Origin of the sequence: Acidovorax sp. SUPP3434 (assembly GCF_030159015.1) — a bacterium.
Lineage (GTDB): Bacteria > Pseudomonadota > Gammaproteobacteria > Burkholderiales > Burkholderiaceae_C > Paracidovorax.
On the sequence record NZ_BQXL01000007.1, the window covers coordinates 149,852 to 168,459 of the forward strand.

The 18,608-nt window shown below is 60.7% G+C and carries 8 protein-coding genes; 5 read left to right on the forward strand and 3 right to left on the reverse strand.

Annotated features, from left to right (window positions below):
- The first annotated feature begins 16 nt into the window (after positions 1–16).
- The 5 genes from AVKW3434_RS13390 to AVKW3434_RS13410 are packed head-to-tail and all read left to right on the forward strand — an operon-like array spanning position 17 to position 13,263.
- Complete coding sequence (locus AVKW3434_RS13390; RefSeq protein ID WP_284406229.1) at positions 17–1,912, forward strand: hypothetical protein; 1,896 nt, start codon at positions 17–19, stop codon at positions 1,910–1,912.
- Positions 1,909–3,444 carry a hypothetical protein gene (locus AVKW3434_RS13395; protein ID WP_284406230.1) on the forward strand — a complete coding sequence of 512 codons (1,536 nt, stop codon included), beginning with the start codon at positions 1,909–1,911 and terminating at the stop codon, positions 3,442–3,444. The genes AVKW3434_RS13390 and AVKW3434_RS13395 overlap by 4 nt, the downstream gene beginning before the upstream one ends.
- On the forward strand, positions 3,438–8,843 hold the full coding sequence (locus AVKW3434_RS13400) for an FtsK/SpoIIIE domain-containing protein (protein WP_284406231.1): 5,406 nt from the start codon (positions 3,438–3,440) through the stop codon (positions 8,841–8,843). The genes AVKW3434_RS13395 and AVKW3434_RS13400 overlap by 7 nt, the downstream gene beginning before the upstream one ends.
- Before the next feature lie 32 nt (positions 8,844–8,875).
- The gene (locus AVKW3434_RS13405) at positions 8,876–11,239 is read left to right on the forward strand and encodes a sensor histidine kinase (RefSeq protein ID WP_284406232.1); all 2,364 of its coding nucleotides are present in this window, start codon (positions 8,876–8,878) and stop codon (positions 11,237–11,239) included.
- A gap of 2 nt (positions 11,240–11,241) precedes the next feature.
- Complete coding sequence (locus AVKW3434_RS13410) at positions 11,242–13,263, forward strand: hypothetical protein (RefSeq protein WP_284406233.1); 2,022 nt, start codon at positions 11,242–11,244, stop codon at positions 13,261–13,263.
- Between the two features lie 9 nt (positions 13,264–13,272).
- Here AVKW3434_RS13410 and AVKW3434_RS13415 read toward each other — a convergent pair whose 3' ends face one another.
- The 3 genes from AVKW3434_RS13415 to AVKW3434_RS13425 are packed head-to-tail and all read right to left on the reverse strand — an operon-like array spanning position 13,273 to position 18,287.
- The gene (locus AVKW3434_RS13415) at positions 13,273–14,115 is read right to left on the reverse strand and encodes a phosphoadenosine phosphosulfate reductase domain-containing protein (RefSeq protein WP_284406234.1); all 843 of its coding nucleotides are present in this window, start codon (positions 14,113–14,115) and stop codon (positions 13,273–13,275) included.
- Positions 14,108–17,437 carry an ATP-binding protein gene (locus AVKW3434_RS13420; protein WP_284406235.1) on the reverse strand — a complete coding sequence of 1,110 codons (3,330 nt, stop codon included), beginning with the start codon at positions 17,435–17,437 and terminating at the stop codon, positions 14,108–14,110. Before AVKW3434_RS13420 ends, AVKW3434_RS13415 begins: the two co-directional genes overlap by 8 nt.
- Positions 17,430–18,287, reverse strand: a complete 858-nt coding sequence (locus tag AVKW3434_RS13425) for a DUF4007 family protein (RefSeq protein ID WP_284406236.1) — start codon at positions 18,285–18,287, stop codon at positions 17,430–17,432. The genes AVKW3434_RS13420 and AVKW3434_RS13425 overlap by 8 nt, the downstream gene beginning before the upstream one ends.
- Positions 18,288–18,608: the final 321 nt, after the last annotated feature.

Genomic DNA, 18,608 nt, shown 5'->3' on the forward strand with positions numbered 1-18,608 from the left:
ACACGGGAGTGAGCAATTGACAGAACAAAACACGATTGCCAATGAGTCCGGTGCGCCGCCGTCGAGCGCCTGGGTGCGGTTCTTGCGCACCTATGGCCCGACGCCGAACAACCTAACGATGTTTGACGAGTACGTGGCCGGCGCGGTCGGCCGGGCGAAGGTGCAGCCCATCGCTCTCAGCACGCCAATGCTCGAGCCCATGAAGGCGCATGTGGCCTCTGGCAGGCCCGGCTCCATGTTGATCGCCGGCACGGCTGGCGACGGCAAGACCTACCACTGCCGCGCGCTCTGGACCTCCATGGGAGGCGACCCGCGCGCGTGGGCCGCCAAGGGCAACCTAAAAGAGCATCGCCTGGCCGACGGCCGCTTGGCAGTCTTCATCAAAGACCTCAGCGAGTTCAATGGCGAGGAAAGCGATGCTCCCCTGGCACGGCTCGAAAAATCGGTGCTTGAAGGAGACGACAGCGAGATAGTGATCTTGGCCGCCAATCACGGACAAGTGCTCGACCGGTTGCGCGACCTCGGCCGCAGGCAAGGGCGCAGCCACCCGCTGCGCAAGCCGTTGCAGGAGTTCTTCCTTCAAGCTGGCCAGGAGCCCGAGCGCCTCGTGGTTTTCGATCTCAGCCGCAGCGTGGGGCGCATGGCGCTCGAGGAAGTCGTGGCTGCTGTTGCCAAACACTCTGAATGGAACAACTGCGACAGGTGTTCGCTGAAATCAAACGGCAAGGTGTGCCCGATCTTTGAGAACCGGCAGCGCCTTCTCGGAACCGGCGACGGCGCCCAGCTCGGGCGCCGGCTCGGCGACCTAGTGGAGATCGCCAGGCTCAACGGGCAGCATTTGCCTGTTCGAGACTTGCTTGCGCTTTGCGCGAACATGATCTTGGGCCACCGCGACGCCAAGGACGGCTTGATGTCCTGTGCCGAGGTCGCGTGGATTCAGGAGCAAGGGGCGGTGGATCGCGGGAGCGTCTACGGCAACGCCTTCGGCGCGAATCTTCCCAAGCGGCGCCTCGCCGACCGGCCGGTCTTCAAGGCGATGGCGGCCTTTGGCGTGGGCGACGAGACCACCAATGGCGCGGACGGCTTGTTGGTCTACGGGAAAGACGACGTGAAGCTCGCGCCGGCGTTCGCCCGCTTGATTGCAAGCGACCCCGTCTATGGGGCCACGCCACGGCTGCTGAGCGCCCAGGACAAGTATCTTGAAGGCGAGGAGGCCGCCCGCATCGACGGCGGAGCCGCCGGCTTCATGGACCTGCTGCAAGAGCAGCGCCGCCGCCTCTTCTTCACGCTGCCTCCGGGCGAGGAGGGCTATCCCTTTTGGTCGATGACCGTGTTTCGCTTCGCGGGCGAATACTTGGAGATGCGCGCGGCCTTGCTCGACAAGAAGCCCGTCGCCGAGACCGTGCGCGGCCGGCTGGTGCGCGGCCTCAATCGCGTGATGACGGGCCTCTTGATCGACAACGTGGACCGCATCTTTGTCGCCAGCTCTGGTGGCTTCACGCAGTCGCGCGTGAGCGTGCTGTGCGACACCGAGGCCCCATCGCGCCGGCTCAATGGTGTTGGCATGGCGGTGAAGCTCGAGGCGAAGACGGGCCGCCCCTGTCTAGACGTGTCGCTTGCACAGGGCGCTGGAAATTCCGTGGCCTTCGACCTAACGCCTGTGCGCTTTGAGTTTCTCTCGCGGGTGGCCGAAGGCGCGCTGCCAGGCAGCTTCTCCAACGAGTGCTTGGAAGACATGCTGGCGTTCAAGGCCAAGCTGCTGCGCAAGGCCGAGCTCATCCGGGGCCGCAGCCAGCAGGACGACGACGATGAGGCGGGCGCCGACAGTGGATCGCTGACGCTGAACTTCATCGACATTGAGCAGGGCGGCCACGGGTTCTCTCGGCCCATCACCGTGAGGATTTCCGAATGAGGCAGCGCATTGACATTGACCGGGTCGATTTCGCCGTCGATGAGCACATCTGGGGCCACCGCCTCTATGACGAGCAGTTGCCGCATTTGACGGTGCTCGAGTTCTTGGGCGTGCTGGGGTCAAACCTGGACAGCCCGCTGGTCGCCACGCCGAGCGATAAGGTGCGATATCGGCCGCAGCATCAAATCCGCCTGCGCGGCCTGCTGTTCAACAACCCCTTTGTCGAGGCTGTTCGCGAGCGGTCGATCACCGACGAGGAGAAGTGGCGCGAGTGGAGCGCATTGTTCGCTCAGGACGCGACCAAGCTTGGCGACGAGGACATGGGCTACCTGCGCAAGGCGTTTTCCAGCTTTGACGACTTCGCCAAGGCCATCGAGCTGCTGCGCTCGTCGGCCTTCGAGGCCCGCAGCAACAAGCGTTGGAGCTCCAAGTTCGTCTTTCCCTTCGGCCCCGACGCGCTGTTCGAGGACTTGCGGATTGACTCGGGCGGCGCGAGCAACGACCGCCGATTCTTCGCCCGCACGGGCGAACTGCTTTACCTAATGCTCAGCCGCGCACCCCGCGGGCCAGAGCTTGGAGCGCAGCTTTCGCAGCGCCTGTTCAATCGCTCGGCGCCGATGAACCGACTCGTGCGCGCATTGCAGGGCGAGCCCCAGTTGGCCTCGAATTCGCGCGACGTGGGCTACCTGCCCCACGCGACCCATCCCCGCTTTGACCAGCTCTGCGAGGACTGGCTGGCGATCCTGGCCAAAGACATGCCCATCTATGACGCGTTGGAGCACCTAATCGCATCGGCGGGACTCAACCTCCTGCTGTATTTCTTGGAGCAGGCCAAGGCGCAGGCCGGCGACGCCGAACCCGTAGAGTTCGTCTGCGAGATCGTCTCCAAGGAGCGCACCAAGGTTCGAGCTTTGTCGGGCGACAGCTACCAGCTCAACCAAGGCCTTTCGGTCAAGGCGGTCCGCGCATCCATCGAGCAGGCGCGGTTGCTGCCGGAGTGGGCGGAGGCATCCAAATCGGATTACCCCGACGCAGCGCAGGCCAGCATCATGCGCGAGCTGTTTCAGTGGCCGTCGGCCGACTCTGACGACGAGGCCGACTACACGCGCATGTCGGGTGACAAGCTGATCGAGAAGCTGGTGGAGATGGCCATTTCGCGCCATGAGCAGCACGTCGGCAAGATTCACGCGTCGTGGTCGCGCGCCGTGGGGCTGAGCTCGCGCCGCCTTGCGCGGCGAACACGGTATGCCCCCAACGACCGGCTCATCAAGACGCTGGTGGTGGCCATCGTCGATGACCGCATGCAGTTCGACGAGTTCCTTGCCGAGGCCAGGCGCCGCTATGGGATCGTCATTGGCGACGCGGAGGGCTCGCGCCTGGTCGCCGACAAGAAGGTGGATCAAGAAGTGCTCAGCGAGAACCGCGCCAATCTCGAAGCGCGGCTGGTTGGGCTTGGGCTGGTGCGTCGGTTGTCCGATTCCTGCTCGTTCGTGGAAAACCCGTTTGGGTTAAAGGGAGAAGAAAATTGCTGACCGATCGGATCATTGGGCGCGTCGGCGCCGACATACTGGCCAAGCGCATCAACGACGCTCGCCAGGCCGACGGCTCGGCGCAGGACTCAGCGGCGCTGTTCCGCCTCGACAAGCTGTCTTCTTCCCAAGTCGCCTCGGTGGCCCGCGCGGTGCTTGCCAATCACGACTTGGCCGCGCGCGTCGATCTCATGATCCCCGAGGTGCTGGTCGAGGGCCAGGGCTTGCCGCCCGAGGCCCTGATCCAACACAACGCCGGCTTCGTGCGCAATAACGCCCAGACGAGCAAAGAGGCGATCCTCACGGCCAACGGCAACGAGCACAATCTGGCCGACACCCTTGGGCACGTCACAGCCTTGGGCGCAAAGGAGCTGCGCGCGAACGAAGAGGCATGGGTCGATGCCACGTGCCATGTCGCTGGCATGGCGCCGGTTCCCGATGACCGCCAGGTGTTCCGCTCGGCCCTCAAGGGCCTGATCTCCGCCTACGACCTGTCGTTGGTGCAGCTTGGCGACTTCTGCGCCCACGTGACCGAAGCCATGTCGGCGATGCGCGGCCTGCCCATTCGCGACGCCATTGGCTGGTCGTTGCCGAAAGTGGGCTTACCCCGAGACACCTCATTCTTCGCCAGCGCGAAGACCTACGGAGCGTCCTATAAGCCTTGGAAAAAGGCGTTCGAGAAGCTCTTCGCCCACCGCGCTCCGCTGCTGCTGCGCCTGCGGCCCAACGGCCAGCCGCTGGACCCCGATGAAATGCGCCAGCGCTTGGAGGACAACGCGGCGAGCATCACCGATGCGGCGCGCGTTGCCTTGGAGGCGTTCATCAACGCTCCCATGGGCGAGAACCAGCCTGCAGCCGACGTTGCCGAGCTCGAATGGGAAACCGATGGCGTGTGCCACATCTTTGACAAGCCCAAGGAGAAGCTCCAAGGTCTGGCCGAGCACACGTTGAAATTCTTCGAGCACGACTGCGACGACGCGGAAGCCCTCGACGAAAAGTGGAAGCGCCACCTTGAAGATCTCAAGGCGCGCGAGAAACGCTCCGAGTGGAATGACGACGACAAGGTTTTTTTTGAGCTGCACCGCCGCTTCATGGAGCCATCGCGGCAGCTTCACTCCCGGTGGGAAAAGGCGATTTTCGGCAAGGCCATCGAGTGCAATGACTTTCTTGATGGCTTCGCGAGCGTGGCTCATCACCTGTTGGCCGGCGCCGACGACATGACTGGCGAGCGGTTCCTGCGGTTCACGGTGAACAAGGGCCGGACCGAGTGGCGCACTCGCTTTAACCATGACGTGGGGTGTTATTTCTCCGCGATGTATCGCGGCATCCAGGAGCTCATGGGCTCGCGAGTGAAGTGGGAGGTCAAGGGCATGGGCGCGGGCAATCTCCCCGACCCGCTCTTTCACTACGAGAGGTTTTTCGCCAAGGAGAAGGAGCTTCGCGGCGCGACGCTCAAGCCCGTCTCGTCGCTGGCCCGAAATGCGGTCCAGATCAAGTTCGACGTGGCGCTCGTGCAGCGCGTCGGCGACCGCGAGACAGTCATTGATAAGACGCAGCTTGTGTGGAGCTACCGCCCAGAGTCCATTGGCTTGGCTCTGGTCTCAGACATGCGCCGCCTCCTCGAAAAGGGCGCGGTCGGTTGCACCGAGGTTCCTCGTCGCTTAGTCAGCAAGAAGGGCGGCGTGCAAAGCGTCTCGCTGCGCGATACCGGCACGCTGGAGGCCACGTTCTCACGCGACGCCGGCTCGCTGATTCCGCCGGCCAACAAGCTGCGCAGCTTGCGGGCCGAGATCAAGGACCGGATCAAAGAGCTTGCCAATGAGGGCCGCCTGACCAAGGAGCAGCGCGACGAGCTGCGCGCGGCATGGGACGCGTTCGAGGCCGACTACATCTTGGCCATGAAGGACTTCATAGACACGGGCTTGCAAGGAGAATCTGTCCTGCGGCAAGCCGAGTCGTTCTCGGCGTTGCTTAATGCCCTGATGGTCCACGCCCGCGGCGATGTGTGCCGAGCCCGTTTGGTGGCCGAAGTGCTTTCCATTGGGACTGCCCGCATTTCAGGCGAGCAGCCATCGCTCATCATCCCTCCGTGGCATCCCGAGCGGATGAAGGCGCTGGCGGTCAAGACCCGCCGCGTCGCGGGCTTGGCGACCCACTTGCTCACCAGTGACAGCGTGCTCTTTGGGCACCGCGACATCTTCTTCCGTGAATTCTCCGAGGAGCTGGCCCACCCGTTCTACCCCGAGATCGCCGTCTTGCAGCGCGGCAGCGAGCCGCTGCTTGTCGCCGAGAGCAGTACCGTCAACGGATACAGCCTTTTTGAGCGGCCGGTCCGGGTCGAAGAAGACTCGATGACCGATGTCGATCCGACTGCTGCCGCCAAGCAGGCGCGCGAGCTGTTGGAGCGCTACATCGGCCTGCAACCACACGAAGCGGCCAATCTCAGCGTCTTGCTCTACAACGCCGATGCGGCCGAGCTGCCGCTGGCCACCGTGCGCGAGCTCGCCGGCCTGCAAACCGAGGATGATTTCCAGTGCAGCATCTCCGTTCGGCACAGCGATCCGGCTAAGCTACGCCGGGTCTACGCCGAGCTTGTCAACAAGGCCGGCGACGACCCAGACTTGCCAGTGGTCAGCGAGACCTCGGATAACTTCATCTCCAAGCTGCGCATCGCGGTGACTCCGGCGTCCGCCACGCCAGGACAGGGGGAAGGCGGCTTCAAGCCCTTCGACGTTGCGTTCTTGCATGATGTGGTGTCGCGCACGGCGGTCGAGGAATGGCTTCCTGTCGACTGGACCAACGACCGGCCCAGCCTGGAGCACGCCCCGTCGCGTTGGTCCTATCGCAGCGTCTCCGGCGAGAACGAGCTCAAGTCCACCACCTTCCTGACTTGCCCGTGGCAGACGGCTTCGGGATGGGCCTATGTCGGCGCGGTGGCCGCGGTGCATCGCCAAACCGATGCGCCCGTGGGTGCCCGCTACCTGCCCGCGCGCCGCATCTCTTTGCAGCATGAGGCGTTGGCTACCACCATGAACGACGCTCACGCGTTGGCCGAGTGGGTCGCCACCTATGACGAGCTGCTCGACAAGCGGCAGTTGCAGCACAACGGCATCACAGTGGTTCGGTATCGCCGCGCGTCCACCAACGGCCGCAACATGATCGTGAGCTCGACCTCCGAGCTGCGCTTGCTCGGCGTGCTGATTCGCCGCCGTCTCGGCGAGTTGGGCTTGTCCCTGGGCTCCGACGAGCTCGATGCTGTGGCCGCTCGCATGAAGAAGGATGCGTTGTCCGTATCCGGCGACATCGTTCTGCGCGCCGCAAAGCGCGGCGTCTCTGCCGGCGAAATGCTCGGGCTTGTTCTGAGCCGCCACCTAGTTGCCGAGGAGTTTGCAGCCCAGGCCAGCGTGGGCCAATCTTTCCGCGTTTTCTTTCTACTGGACGACTACGCCGATTGGCTGGCCCAGCGCGAAAGCCGCATTGCCGACATCTTGGCCCTTTGTGTCGAAGAGGTGGACGACGGGATTCGGCTGCGCATCGCAGTGGTCGAATCCAAATACGTCGCCGCTGATGGCTTAGCCGAGGCGAAACGCTCATCGAAGGCACAGCTTATGGCGACATTGACGACCTTCCGGGCGGCCTTGTTTGGCGACCCTGGCCGCCTTGACCGCGACGTGTGGCTCTCGCGCTTGGCGGACTTGCTGATCGACGCTGAGATTCCGCCTGGCCTCTCCGGCCTGTTGGAGCGGGCGCGCTCGAAGCTGCGGGAAGGAGACGTGGACATCGGCCTGCGCGGCTACTCCCATGTCTTCGTCCATTCGACCGAAGCCGGCCAGTCCCAATCTGCGTCTGAGCAGATCGAGATCGACAACACCGATGGCGTCCAGGCTTGGCAGGAAGTCTTTTACCGGCCAGAACTGCGCAAGCTGGTGGAAGCCTATGCTGCCGGAACAGGCGCAACCGACGCTCGCGCGCTACTCGGCGGCTCAGAGCCTTGGAAGTCGGTCGCGTTCAACCGGCCGGCCGCGCGCGTGGCCTGGCACGCCATGATGGAGCAGCTTGGCCAGAAGCAGGATACGGAGCAGGAGGACGTTGGCGCGGTCGAGCCGGCTCAGCAGACTTCGGCGAGCCAGCCGGTGGCCGCTCCGGCGAAGGCCTCCTCGGCGGCGCCTGCCACACAGGATGAGGAAGCCGCTGCGCCATCCCCGGTTGCGGGGGCGGTGGGTGAGCATTTGTCGGCACTGATCGCCGCCAAGCAGGCCGGCTTGGCCGTAGCGGATGACGAGCGCGAAGCGTGGGCGCAGGAGACCACCAAGAAGCTCAAAACTGCATTGAACAGCTATGGCTTGCAGGCTGCTGTTCTCGGCACGCGGATGACTCCCAACGGGTGCTTGGTGCGCCTGGCCGGCTCGGATCGGCTCAGGGTCGAGGACATCGAGGCCAAGCGCACTCAACTACTGACCACCCACGCCATCAACTTGGTGACGGTGCAGCCTAAGCCAGGCGAGATCGTGGTGACGATTGCTGGCGTCAAGAGGCAGGCGGTGTCGCTGTGGGACTTGTGGGCCAAGAGGCAGCTTAACCGCAACCTGGCAGGCATCAATACTTCGTTCGTCCTGGGCCTTCAAGAAATCAACGGCTCGCTGCTCTATCTGAACCTTGGCGGCGAGTTCGGCGGCCTGTCCTCGCATGAGCCGCATTCGCTGGTGGCCGGCGCCACGGGCAGTGGCAAGTCGGTGCTGATCCAAGCGATCCTCCTGGACATCGCCGCGACCAATCCGAAGGACCTGGCCCAGATCATCCTCATCGATCCAAAGATGGGCGTGGACTACGCCGCCTTGGAAGACTTGCCGCACATGCGCGAGGCCATCATCACGACCAAGGAGCGCTCGACCGAAGTGTTGGAGGCCCTTGTTGAAGAGATGGAGAGCCGATACCGGGCATTCGCCCAAGCCCGCGCCCGTGACCTAGCCACGTTCAACGCAAAGGCCGCGCCAGACGCCCGGCTGCCCATGGTGTTTCTGATCCATGACGAGTTCGCGGATTGGATGCTCGACGACGCCTACAAGGGCGCGGTTAGCGCAGCAGTGCAGAGGCTTGGCGTGAAGGCGCGCGCCGCGGGCATCCACCTGATCTTCGCGGCTCAGCGGCCAGACAAGGACGTGATGCCCATGCAGTTGCGCGAGAACCTGGGCAATCGGCTGATCCTCAAGGTCGCCAGCGAGGCCACGTCCAAGATTGCGCTGGATCGGCCAGGCGCCGAATTGCTGCTCGGCCGCGGGCACATGGCCGCAAAGCTCAATGGCGAGCAAGGACTTGTCTTTGCTCAGGCGCCGTTCCTGTCTGACGATGACATTGCCTTGGCAGTTGCGGCAATTCGCGCCTCAAGTTTAGGCATGACATAGTTCGGGTGGCTTATGTCCCAAGGAAATTAAGCATGACAAATTCAATTGATGAAGATGGCCAGCCTTTTCGAATAGCGGCACGGGCTATGCGGCAGCTCGGTGCCGAACTGATTACGTCTGACGAGATGGCGCTCTATGAGCTAATTAAGAATGCTTTCGATGCCCGCTCGCCTCGGGCGAAGGTGGCAATATCGGCGCCAGCGGACGCGGGCGCTGTTGCGCTTGTTCGTGAACAGCTCTTGGGGGAAAAGCTGTCGAAGGTCGCTGCTTTAGAAAGGCTAGAAAAAGCGGTCTCGATGGATTTGGATTTGGATCAGCGCGCGCAAGTATTGGACCTTTTTAAGGAAAATTCCGCCACGCGCGACGACTTGGCGCAATGCATCGAGAAGTTTCTACTTGAAGACTACTGGATCCAGATAAGCGACAGCGGCGAAGGAATGTCGGCTTCGAATCTCCAAAATAGATTCATGGTCGTTGGAACGCCCAATAAATTCTTGGATAAGAAGACCAGAAAAAAAGGGGAGCATCTGGTTTTGGGCGAGAAGGGAATCGGCCGTCTGTCCATGATGAAGCTCGGCGACATCGCCATTGTCCAATCCAAAACTGAGGGCGAACGGTATTGGCACTCGATTACTTTTGATTGGCGAAAATTTGACGACCCGGCCGCATATCTCGGAGAAGTGAAGTTTCACGTTGTTCGAGGGCAAAGCGACGCTCCGGAAGTTCAGGGGACGGTCATCACGATACGCGGCCTTATTGCGAATTGGTCAGCCACCAAGGTGCAAGCTTTTCTGAACAAATTCATTCGCCGGTTGCAAGACCCCGTCTCTTCGCGCAAGCGGCCTTACCCCATTGATGTTCTTTTAAACGGACACAGACTCCCTATTGTTCCTTTGCCCCGATGGCTTACAGATTGCGCGCAATTCAGGACTGAGATTTCATACACACCAGGCGACTCCGCCAATTTGGTGGCTCTCCGACGTGATCTCACTTGGAAAAGCTCCACTAGCGCTGAATCGAGAAGTTGGACGCTTGAGGAAATTTCGCGGGAGGCTGGGGTGCCCATAGAAATATGTCGCCGTTTAGGGCCCTTCTCCGTGAGCTGTCTTTGGTTCAACAGGTCGCTTATCCACGGTGGCATTGAGCACTCGAAAAAAAAGATACTCGATGAGCTGAACGTTTGGTGTGGTGGGTTTGCAATCTACCGTGACGGATTTCGAGTCGGCCAAACAGGCGGGATGGATGACGACTGGCTTGAATGGGACGCCAAAGCTCTTCGAACCAAAGGTTTTACGCTCAATCGGTATCAGACGGTGGGCAGCGTCAATATCTCATCTGAGACTAATCCTTACCTTGTCGATGCAGCAAATCGGGAGAGATTGGTTTCTTGCCCCGAGCAGGATTTGCTTGTCACGTTGCTCGGAGACGTGATCGTCCGAGACTTGCGCGCGCACATCGATGCAGTGAAGCAGCTTGAGGTCAAGCATGCCATCGAGGAGGAATCTACCGATGAGAGTCTCAGGAAGTCTGAGGATTCACTGCGCCAGACTTTGCGTAACGTCGAAGAAATAGGGCGCTCGATTCCGGCTGCTAAGCCAAAGGTGGATGAGATTCGGCGCGCTCTGCAAGGGCAAGTCGAGTATGTCGAAACTATTAGAAATGCACTCCAGCTTGCTCGTGAGACGCGAGTCGAATTGCTGGAGTTGGCAAACATTGGCCTGGTTGTTGAGATTGTCGTCCACGAGCTGACACGCCTGACTCAGAAGACGGGCGAGTTACTCTCTGATCTCAAAAAGGCTGAGGGGACAAGTTCGGCAATGGTTTCGCTTGTCGATAATTTGCAGTCGCAGATCACCGCAACAAACAAGCGCATTCGGTCAATTGACGTTATGAGTCCGTCGGGCCGAAATCGAAAGGAACGCTACGACGTTATTGCTCAGGCCAGAACTGTCGTGTCGGGATTTGACGCCAGATTCAAACGTCATCAAATTGAATTTGAGTTGACTGTTGATGGCGAGGATCCCGCGGGGAGGCGACTAGACGTTCAGCTAGTTCGGGGTTTGATAGCACAGGTTCTCGAGAATCTTTTGACCAATTCTGTGTATTGGGTGCAGCAGAGCCTTCGAGAGCCAGAAGTTGTTCGATGCATGTCGGTAGATATTGATTCGAAGGCATTTGCGATTACCGTGTCCGACAACGGACCGGGTATCGATCCAGCGTATCGCGAGGATGTCTTTAAACCATACTTCACTACTCGAAAGAGGGGTAAGGGGTTAGGGCTGTATATCGCACGTGAACTTGTTGAATATCACGGCGGAAAACTATATCTCGACTCGACAAGCGATGTTGATGGGAGATTGAGAACCTTTGTGCTTGAGCTGCCCAGGGAGGGGTAATAATGGAAGAGCAGAATATCAACATGGAAGGCACGCTCGCCGCGGCTCCCGTCGCCGCCAATGAAGCGCCGCCTGAAGTCGGTCAGCCTGCCGAGGGTCAAGTTGCCGCTCTTAAAAGAATACTGGTAGTCGATGATGAGCTGGCAGGCTTGCGTCGTGAGCACCTTAATGGTGTAAATCCAGATTTCTATGATGTGATCTCGGACGTAAACGATCCGCGGTTTGAACACTTGAGACAGGTAGGCCTTGCGGTTCCGTCCATTGCAGAGCTCATGAATGGTGACATTCATGAGGTGGCAGATTATTTTGGCTCGGACGATGCCGTTTCTAATTTGATTTTGAGTGATGCTTTTGCGCAAGGTGCCCACCAAGATTTGAGAGCACTGCTGAATCCATTTATTGAGCGTGCGGCTCGGGTAAAGAAGCTTGAAGTTGCAATGCGTGAAGCGTTTCCTGCTTCGCAATTTGTAATCGAAATTCGATCTGCCCCTCGCCCCCCAGCGGATGACGTGTTGCTGTTCGACGCCCTGTTTTTGGATTTGTTTCTTGAGAATGGTGAGGCCAATCCGGTAGTTGCCTTGGCCACGTACATGCGGTCAGTCTCTCAGGCCGCCGCTGGCAATGAGATTCCTCCCATCGTTTTGATGTCGTCCCACGATGAGCTTGAGCAGAACAGGCAGAGTTTTAGCGAAAAATCGCAGATAAGCGCGGCTGGCCTGCTCATTCTTCCCAAGCAAAAGATCACAAGCGAGGCGTTCGGTGCGCCAGGCTTGCGGCTTGGTTTTGATCAGTTGACACGTCAGCGCCCTGCGGCCCGAGAGATGCGGTTGTTCATGGCCAACTGGCTTAGCGCACTCGATGCAGCCAAGACAAAGGCCTCTGCCACGCTCTGGAACTTAGATGCCGCGGCCATGCAGCAAATCCATTTTGCGTCTGTCAGCGATGACGATCCGTTTGATCAGCATCTTCATGAGATGCTCGCGCGCGAGCATCTTGTCCACATTGAAGAAGATGCGAGTGTTTCAGCGAGCATGGCCAAGTTGGACTGCATTTTTCGTGAGCTTCTGTCTGCCGACGGCAAGGCCATTGAAAATAGGTTGATCGCGCCCACATCCGACGTGCACGCAATGCGAAGCCTGATTTCTCATTTCACATGGATTGGCGCTCTGCCTCCTGTGTCATTCATTTCTTCTGACGTTGAGGCCGCAAAGAACATCAGTCACAGCTTGCCTTTCGGCTCTGTTCTGGCTGGCCCGGGTTTGAAGACGGGGTCTATTTGTCTCGTTCACATCACTCAGCAATGCGACTTGAATGGCATAAGCCGAGACAAGGACATCAACGGTTGCTTGATTTTTGCGCGCGCGCGGGCGCGGCAGCTTCAAATATGGGAGAAGCCCGATCCTTCAACAAGGCCACGATTGGTTGCGCGGAATTTGAAGTTTGATGACGGTGCAGGTCCACGTGAATTCGATTTGGATATTGATGTCGGGCAGGTTTTGGCTTTGCCATTGGTCGAAGTGGTTCAACGCGCGCGGGAGCAGAGCCTTCGCGTCATTGGGCGTCTAAGGGGTGATATCGCCTCGCACGTCGTCGCTGACACAAGCAACCACATCTCACGCTCGGCCTCGCAGAAGATGATTCGGCCGGCGATGTTGAAGGCAAAGGTGTTCCTCCAAGAGCCGACGTTGAATAAAGGGGTTGCTACCGTTCTAGAGAAGGATGGAAAAGCAAAAGTCTTCTCGCTGTTGTTTGAAAGCGATCAATACAGCTTTCAGGACGACGCTTGCGTCTGGCTTTCGCTGTGGCTCAGGAATGAGTTGGCAAAATTGGGCATCGCTGCGGACGCTGACGTGGTTTGCACCGCGTTGCGTAAGGGGTGGCGTGCCGATAGGCAACTTGCTGGGATCTTGACAACCAGGGTGAAGGGGACTGACGCCCTCAATACCGCGTTCAAAGCCCTCGTGGCTGGGGAGGCTGCTGCAGGCCAACCGCAGTTGACCATTGTTTTCGAGCGAGGCGCCTGACGACCAAGCCTACTTGTGGCAGATCACGCAGGACCCGTTGCCCTCGTCTTCGCCATAGACATCGTCGATGTCTTCAGGGCATGAACGGACGGGGCGCAGCGGGTTGATCGGGATCACAGCTCGTGCGCGCTCCCGACGCTTCTCAAAGTCGGCCACGATTTGGGCCACGCGCTCAGGCTGCTCTAACTCGGCAAGTGATTCGCCAGAGGACCATGTGAACGGTGAGCCGTGCTCCAACGCGTCTTTCTCCAGGTCCTTGGCTGCCTCGAACTTGTCGGGGTGGCGTTCTTTGAGGCGCACCCACTCGATCTTCTGCTGGAAGAAGCAGAACGTGCAGCCGCTGCGCGAGCGCCATTCGTAATACTTGGGGTAGCCCACGCCTGACGATTCAAGGATGTCCATCACGCCAGCCTTGTCGATGCCAGCGGTGCGGAAGGGCAGGGAGACTCTGAGGCTTTCCTGCTTCGACGAGTAGCCTTCGCGATAGTCTTCGTCGGCTCGAATCGCCACGTAAGACGTGACCGTGTCGCCCGAAGCGATCATGGGCTTGATCCACTGCTCGAACGGCGTCAGCTTGAGCTTGCGGGTGCACCACCGCGTTTGAGGAGATGGCAAGAAGTGGTTGTATTCGCGCAGCCAGAAGTCGAAATCTCGACGGGGGTTCAGCCGCTCGATGGACTTGCCCAGGTAGCCTTCAAGGCGCCCTAGGAACTCATAGACCTCGGGCAACTCTTCGCCGGTGTCGGTGAAGAAATACTCGATGTTCAGCTCGGGGTGCGCCTGGCGCATGTGCACGGCCAGCGCTGCGCTGTCCTTTCCCCCTGACAGCCCGAGAACGTGGCGATCAGCCATGGTTTTCCTCCTCGTCGGCCGTCAGCCGCATGCCCGCCTTGGCCAGAATGGCGAGCAACACATCAGTTCCCAGGCCTTGCTTTCTCAGTTGGGCAGCGATCTCGTCGGCCTTGGTCTCAACAGCCTGGCGGTGCCGGTCGGTGATATCGAAGGAGCGCGAGATCATTCGGGCGCCTGTGCCGGCGCCGATCACCACTGCGAAGGCTTCGCTGTTGGGCTTGCGGCCTTTGACCGAGACAAACGCCTCGGCCTGCCTGAACCGCAAGGCGACCTTGGAGATCTCGAGCGTCGCCGCGTCGATATCCCGGTCGGTCCAGTCGCGCGGAGGCTTGTTGGCCGCCAGGCTTAGGATGCCCTCAATGCTGACCGTGCTGCCGTCATGCTTGGCCAGGCGCGTGGCGAAAGAGTCCTGTCTGAGGTCGCCGGTGATGCCGGCAACGGCCTCCGCCCGAGCCCTCAGGCGGTCGAGCTGGGTTGGCGGAGCGTCCAGGGCTTCGAGCATGGCCGAATCCACGCTTCTTAGCATGGCCTCGTAGGCACCTGCCAATTCGGCGATAGGGCCGCGAAGGGCTTCCACATAGGCGTCGCCATCGCTGGTGTCCAGCAGGGCTACCAGATCGACGAACAAGACCTTGTGCGGGTCGCTCGCTTTGAGCAAGGTGTCTCGGATGGCTCGGGCGCTGTCGCTGAGTTGGTGCGTGCGCTGGGCCCACACCGGCAGGTTGAAGACCAAGGCGACCAAGCCGCGGGCGGCCTCCAGCGGATCGCGCGCTTCGGCAGCGTGTCCCACTTCGGCCAGGATGTTGGCGATCCCGCCAAGTATGCGGGCCTTCTCCTCATCGATGACCACCCAGCGCAGCGAGAAGCGGCCGGCATCTTGGAGGTATTCGTCGATATCGGCGTCGGTCAGGCGCGGAATGAACATCCCGTCCTTGTAGACGGCCACATTGGATTGGTGCGCCAGCAAGAAAGCGGCGAGAAGCACAGGCTGAATGCCCGCCTTTACCCCAAAGGGCGCGGCGGTCCATCGCGTAAGGATGTCCGAGGCCTTCACGCGCGATGACGAGTCTACGAACATGTCGCGCGTCGCCTGCCAGATGGCGGCGAAGCGAGTTTCGCTGTCGGCGTCGGGCTGCACAAAGTGCCATTGCCCCTCGCTGACTTCGCGGTGCAGGCCAGTGCTGCGCAGCAAAGTCTCGTAGAGACCGCGCTCGGCCGGGAAGCCTTCAATGCCCAGGTGTTCGGTTCCCTCGTGGGAAAGCATGCGGTGCAGGAGGTCGCGCCGAGCCTTGACGCTGTTGCTCGACACGCTGTCTCGATTGACCAGCTCGCTCCACACAAGCGGCGCATCCGGGTAAAGGTCGTCCGCGAGGTTGGAGGCGATGGGAGAGAGGCGCGCGCCAGATTCGATGGCCTCGCCGCTGCCATCAAACCATTGCGCGTTGGTCACTGCGGCTTGAAGCTGCTCTTCGAGGTTGGCCTTGACGGCCGCCAGGCGCGCATGGACTTCGCGCCGAGCGACGGCGTCGCCTTGGAGCTCATGGCGGTCTTTGACGGCTTCGAGGGCCACGAGCTCGGCGCCGAGCTCTTCGATGCGGGCATGGTTGCGCGGGATGCCGACCATCACCGGCCAGGGGCTCAGTCGCGAGCTCTCTTGCGCCCTGCGCTGAGCCACTTTGGCCCCGACGTCGCGACCAGGAAGGGCAAGGGCGAACAGGCCAAATTCGCCTTTGGCCGGGGCGTATTTCTCAGCCAGGCGCTCGGCTTCGTCGAGCTTGCTCAGCGAGAGGTTCATCCACCGCATGGTGCCGGTCTCGTGATAGTGGCGTTTGGCCACGACCGGATGCAGGCCCATCAAATGGGCAAGGTGGTTGTAATCGACGCCAGGCGAGGCGGCAAGGGTCTTGGCGATGGCCGCGTCGATGTCGAAGTCGCTGCCCTCGAAGACCGACCAAGCGCCGATGTGCTTCTTGAAGAGGGCCACGCGCATGCGCGAAAGCTCTTCGAGGCCCTTCTCGATTTCAGCGATGGGCTGCTTGTAGAAGATCGCGCCCAGGACTGCCGTGTCGGCGGCCAGGCCAGAGCCATTGCGGAACAGGTCAATGACCGCGATGTTCTTGATCAGCTCAACCAAAAATGGATTGCCAGTCTTGGCCTCGGTGCGCTCAATGGCTTCGACGGCTTGGGACCAACGGTGGCCGTCGGGCGAGGCCAGGATTGCGGGCTCGAGGTTCGAGCGTAAGTAGTCCCAATAGTTGTCCGGCCGATACCAGGTGGCCGACTTGATCGGCGTCGCTTGCAGGTAGGAGTGGAAGCCATGAGGCTCCACCGACGCCAGAAAGCCGAACGTGCTTCGCTCGTTTTGCCCAAACTGCCGCTTGGAGATGGGGCCAAGCAGCGCGGCCATGGCGGGGTGCAGCGGCCAGCAAGTCGCCAGCGCGTCGGCAAACTTTGCGCCGACAGCGGGGCGGCGCGACCGGATGGAATCGGCGATGGTGTTAGACGCGTCGAGCATCCAATCAGGGCGCCGCTCAGCCTCAATGGCTCGGCCGATGAGCTCCACGACCTCGTCGCTCGCCGCGACAAAGGGCAAGTCGATATAGCGGCCCTGAACCTTGGCCCACTCGTCGCGGGTGTCGGTGCCCAGCCGCGCGCCGTATTGGGCGAACGATTGATGCAGTACGCCGACGACTACCAGCTTGCCATTGGCGCGAGCTGCTGCTTCGGCTAGCTCTTGGAAGAAGTAGACATCGTCGCCATGCCCGAGCGCCGAGGCCTCGAGGAACTTGCCCATTTCGTCGAGGATGATCAGCACGCCATCTTGCGAGCGATCCTCGGCCGTTTGAACCAGCTCATTGATCAAGTTGGTCGGCGACACCTTGCGGTTGTCTGTGCCTTTGCCCTTCGCTTTTCGGAGCGCGGCGTTGAGCTCGGCGATGACGCTTCCACGCTTGCCCACCACCGGCACCACGAGCCACCCCTTGCGGACGGGGAAGGCCCTGTCGAAGGCGGGCATCGAGCCGAGTTTGAGGGCGGTGCGGGCGTGGGTTTTAAGGTTCTTGTCGGGATGCAGCGCGCTCGCGATAGCCACGGCAAGCGAAGACTTTCCTCCGCCAAACGGGCCAGTCCAGGTAAACGAGCGTTGGTTGGTTTCTGTCAACTGCCGAGCCATGTTCTCCAAGATGGAGGTGGCGGTCGAGTGGCAGATGTAGCCCGCCAAGGCGTCTAGACGGCCTAAGTCCGCGTCCACGCGGATTGAGCGTTGGTAGTGCCGCGATATGCGGACGAAGTCCGAGAGCAATTGGCCTTTATCGTCAGTCATAGGCTCTTCGAATCATTTCTCGGCGCATCTCAGTGGAGTCGCCGGTTTTTTTATGGACTTGGCGAAGGCCAGCAGTGTCGGTCCAAGCCAGAAAGCCGTCTGTGAGGTCGGCAAGGCCCATGAGGCGCTCCGCCACCGAGTCTTCGTCAAGTTTGAACACGCGGCCCGGCGAGCCCTCGCCGTAGGCGATGGCCTCAAACGCCATGGAGCTCAGGCCTTCGGCCGAGCTGTCCCAATAGTCGAGGAGGGCGTATGCGAACAGGCCGTCATGCAGCGTGGCCTTGGGGCCGCGGCGGAAGGCGTATTGGCCCTTGTGGACCTCCTGCAGCAGGCCTAGTTCGCCAAGCAGCGGCTCGGCAAAATCTTCGGGAGAGCCTCCTGCAAAACGAGGGGCATAGCTGCGAAGGCACGTCTCCAAGTCGCGCGAAAGCGTGGAGGCCGAGAGCCTCTTCTTGGGGTCGAGCTTGCGGGCAAAGTCTTCGAGTGGAGCCTCGAGTTCTTGGCGCGTGAACGTCGGCGCGGTCACATGGTTGAAGAGCCACCGCCAAGTCGTGGCACGGTTTCCTTTGCCAGCAAGCCACCAATGCGCGTGCCAAGCCGTGGAAGGGTTTTCAGCGTAGGGGTCCAAGCCGCCATCGCGCAGGATTTCGCTGGCGATGGGGGAGATTTCGAACAATTGCGGATCGTCGCCGGAGTCACGAAGCACGTCGCAGGCCATCGCCCAATGGCGGATGGAGGCCACCATGTTCTTGCCTACGCCGAACGACGCAATGGCGTTTTCGTCTGCAAACGCAGCTTTGGGCACGCGGCCGCCTTCAACCGCTTGGTCGAAGGCCTTCTTCAGCCACATTTGACGGAGCGGAAATGTCTCATGCCCCGAAAAATGGACAGAGGTCCTCGATTTTGCTGTTGTTTTCATCAGCATCATTGTAGCCCCGGACCACCTCAATCTGGTGAAGGCCACCAGTTCGCCTACCTTTGGGTGATGCCAAGCGGGCCTCCAACCTGTGCAGACGTCTGTACAGAGTCATGATTCTGATTATGCAACCAGTGCTGTTGATATGTACAGTATTTTCCTTGCGGAAATTGTGTGACTGCCGAAGAGCCACCATTTCGAGTGGGGGCAGAGAACTGGAGCTTGACCTCGATACATGACGCCTACGACCCTCCG

Coding starts and splice junctions, on each gene's coding strand:
- AVKW3434_RS13395 (WP_284406230.1), top strand. CDS start 1,909: ATGAGGCAGCGCATTGACATTGACCGGGTCGATTTCGCCGTCGATGAG.
- AVKW3434_RS13405 (WP_284406232.1), top strand. CDS start 8,876: ATGACAAATTCAATTGATGAAGATGGCCAGCCTTTTCGAATAGCGGCA.
- AVKW3434_RS13410 (WP_284406233.1), top strand. CDS start 11,242: ATGGAAGAGCAGAATATCAACATGGAAGGCACGCTCGCCGCGGCTCCC.
- AVKW3434_RS13415 (WP_284406234.1), bottom strand. CDS start 14,115: ATGGCTGATCGCCACGTTCTCGGGCTGTCAGGGGGAAAGGACAGCGCA.
- AVKW3434_RS13420 (WP_284406235.1), bottom strand. CDS start 17,437: ATGACTGACGATAAAGGCCAATTGCTCTCGGACTTCGTCCGCATATCG.
- AVKW3434_RS13425 (WP_284406236.1), bottom strand. CDS start 18,287: ATGTGGCTGAAGAAGGCCTTCGACCAAGCGGTTGAAGGCGGCCGCGTG.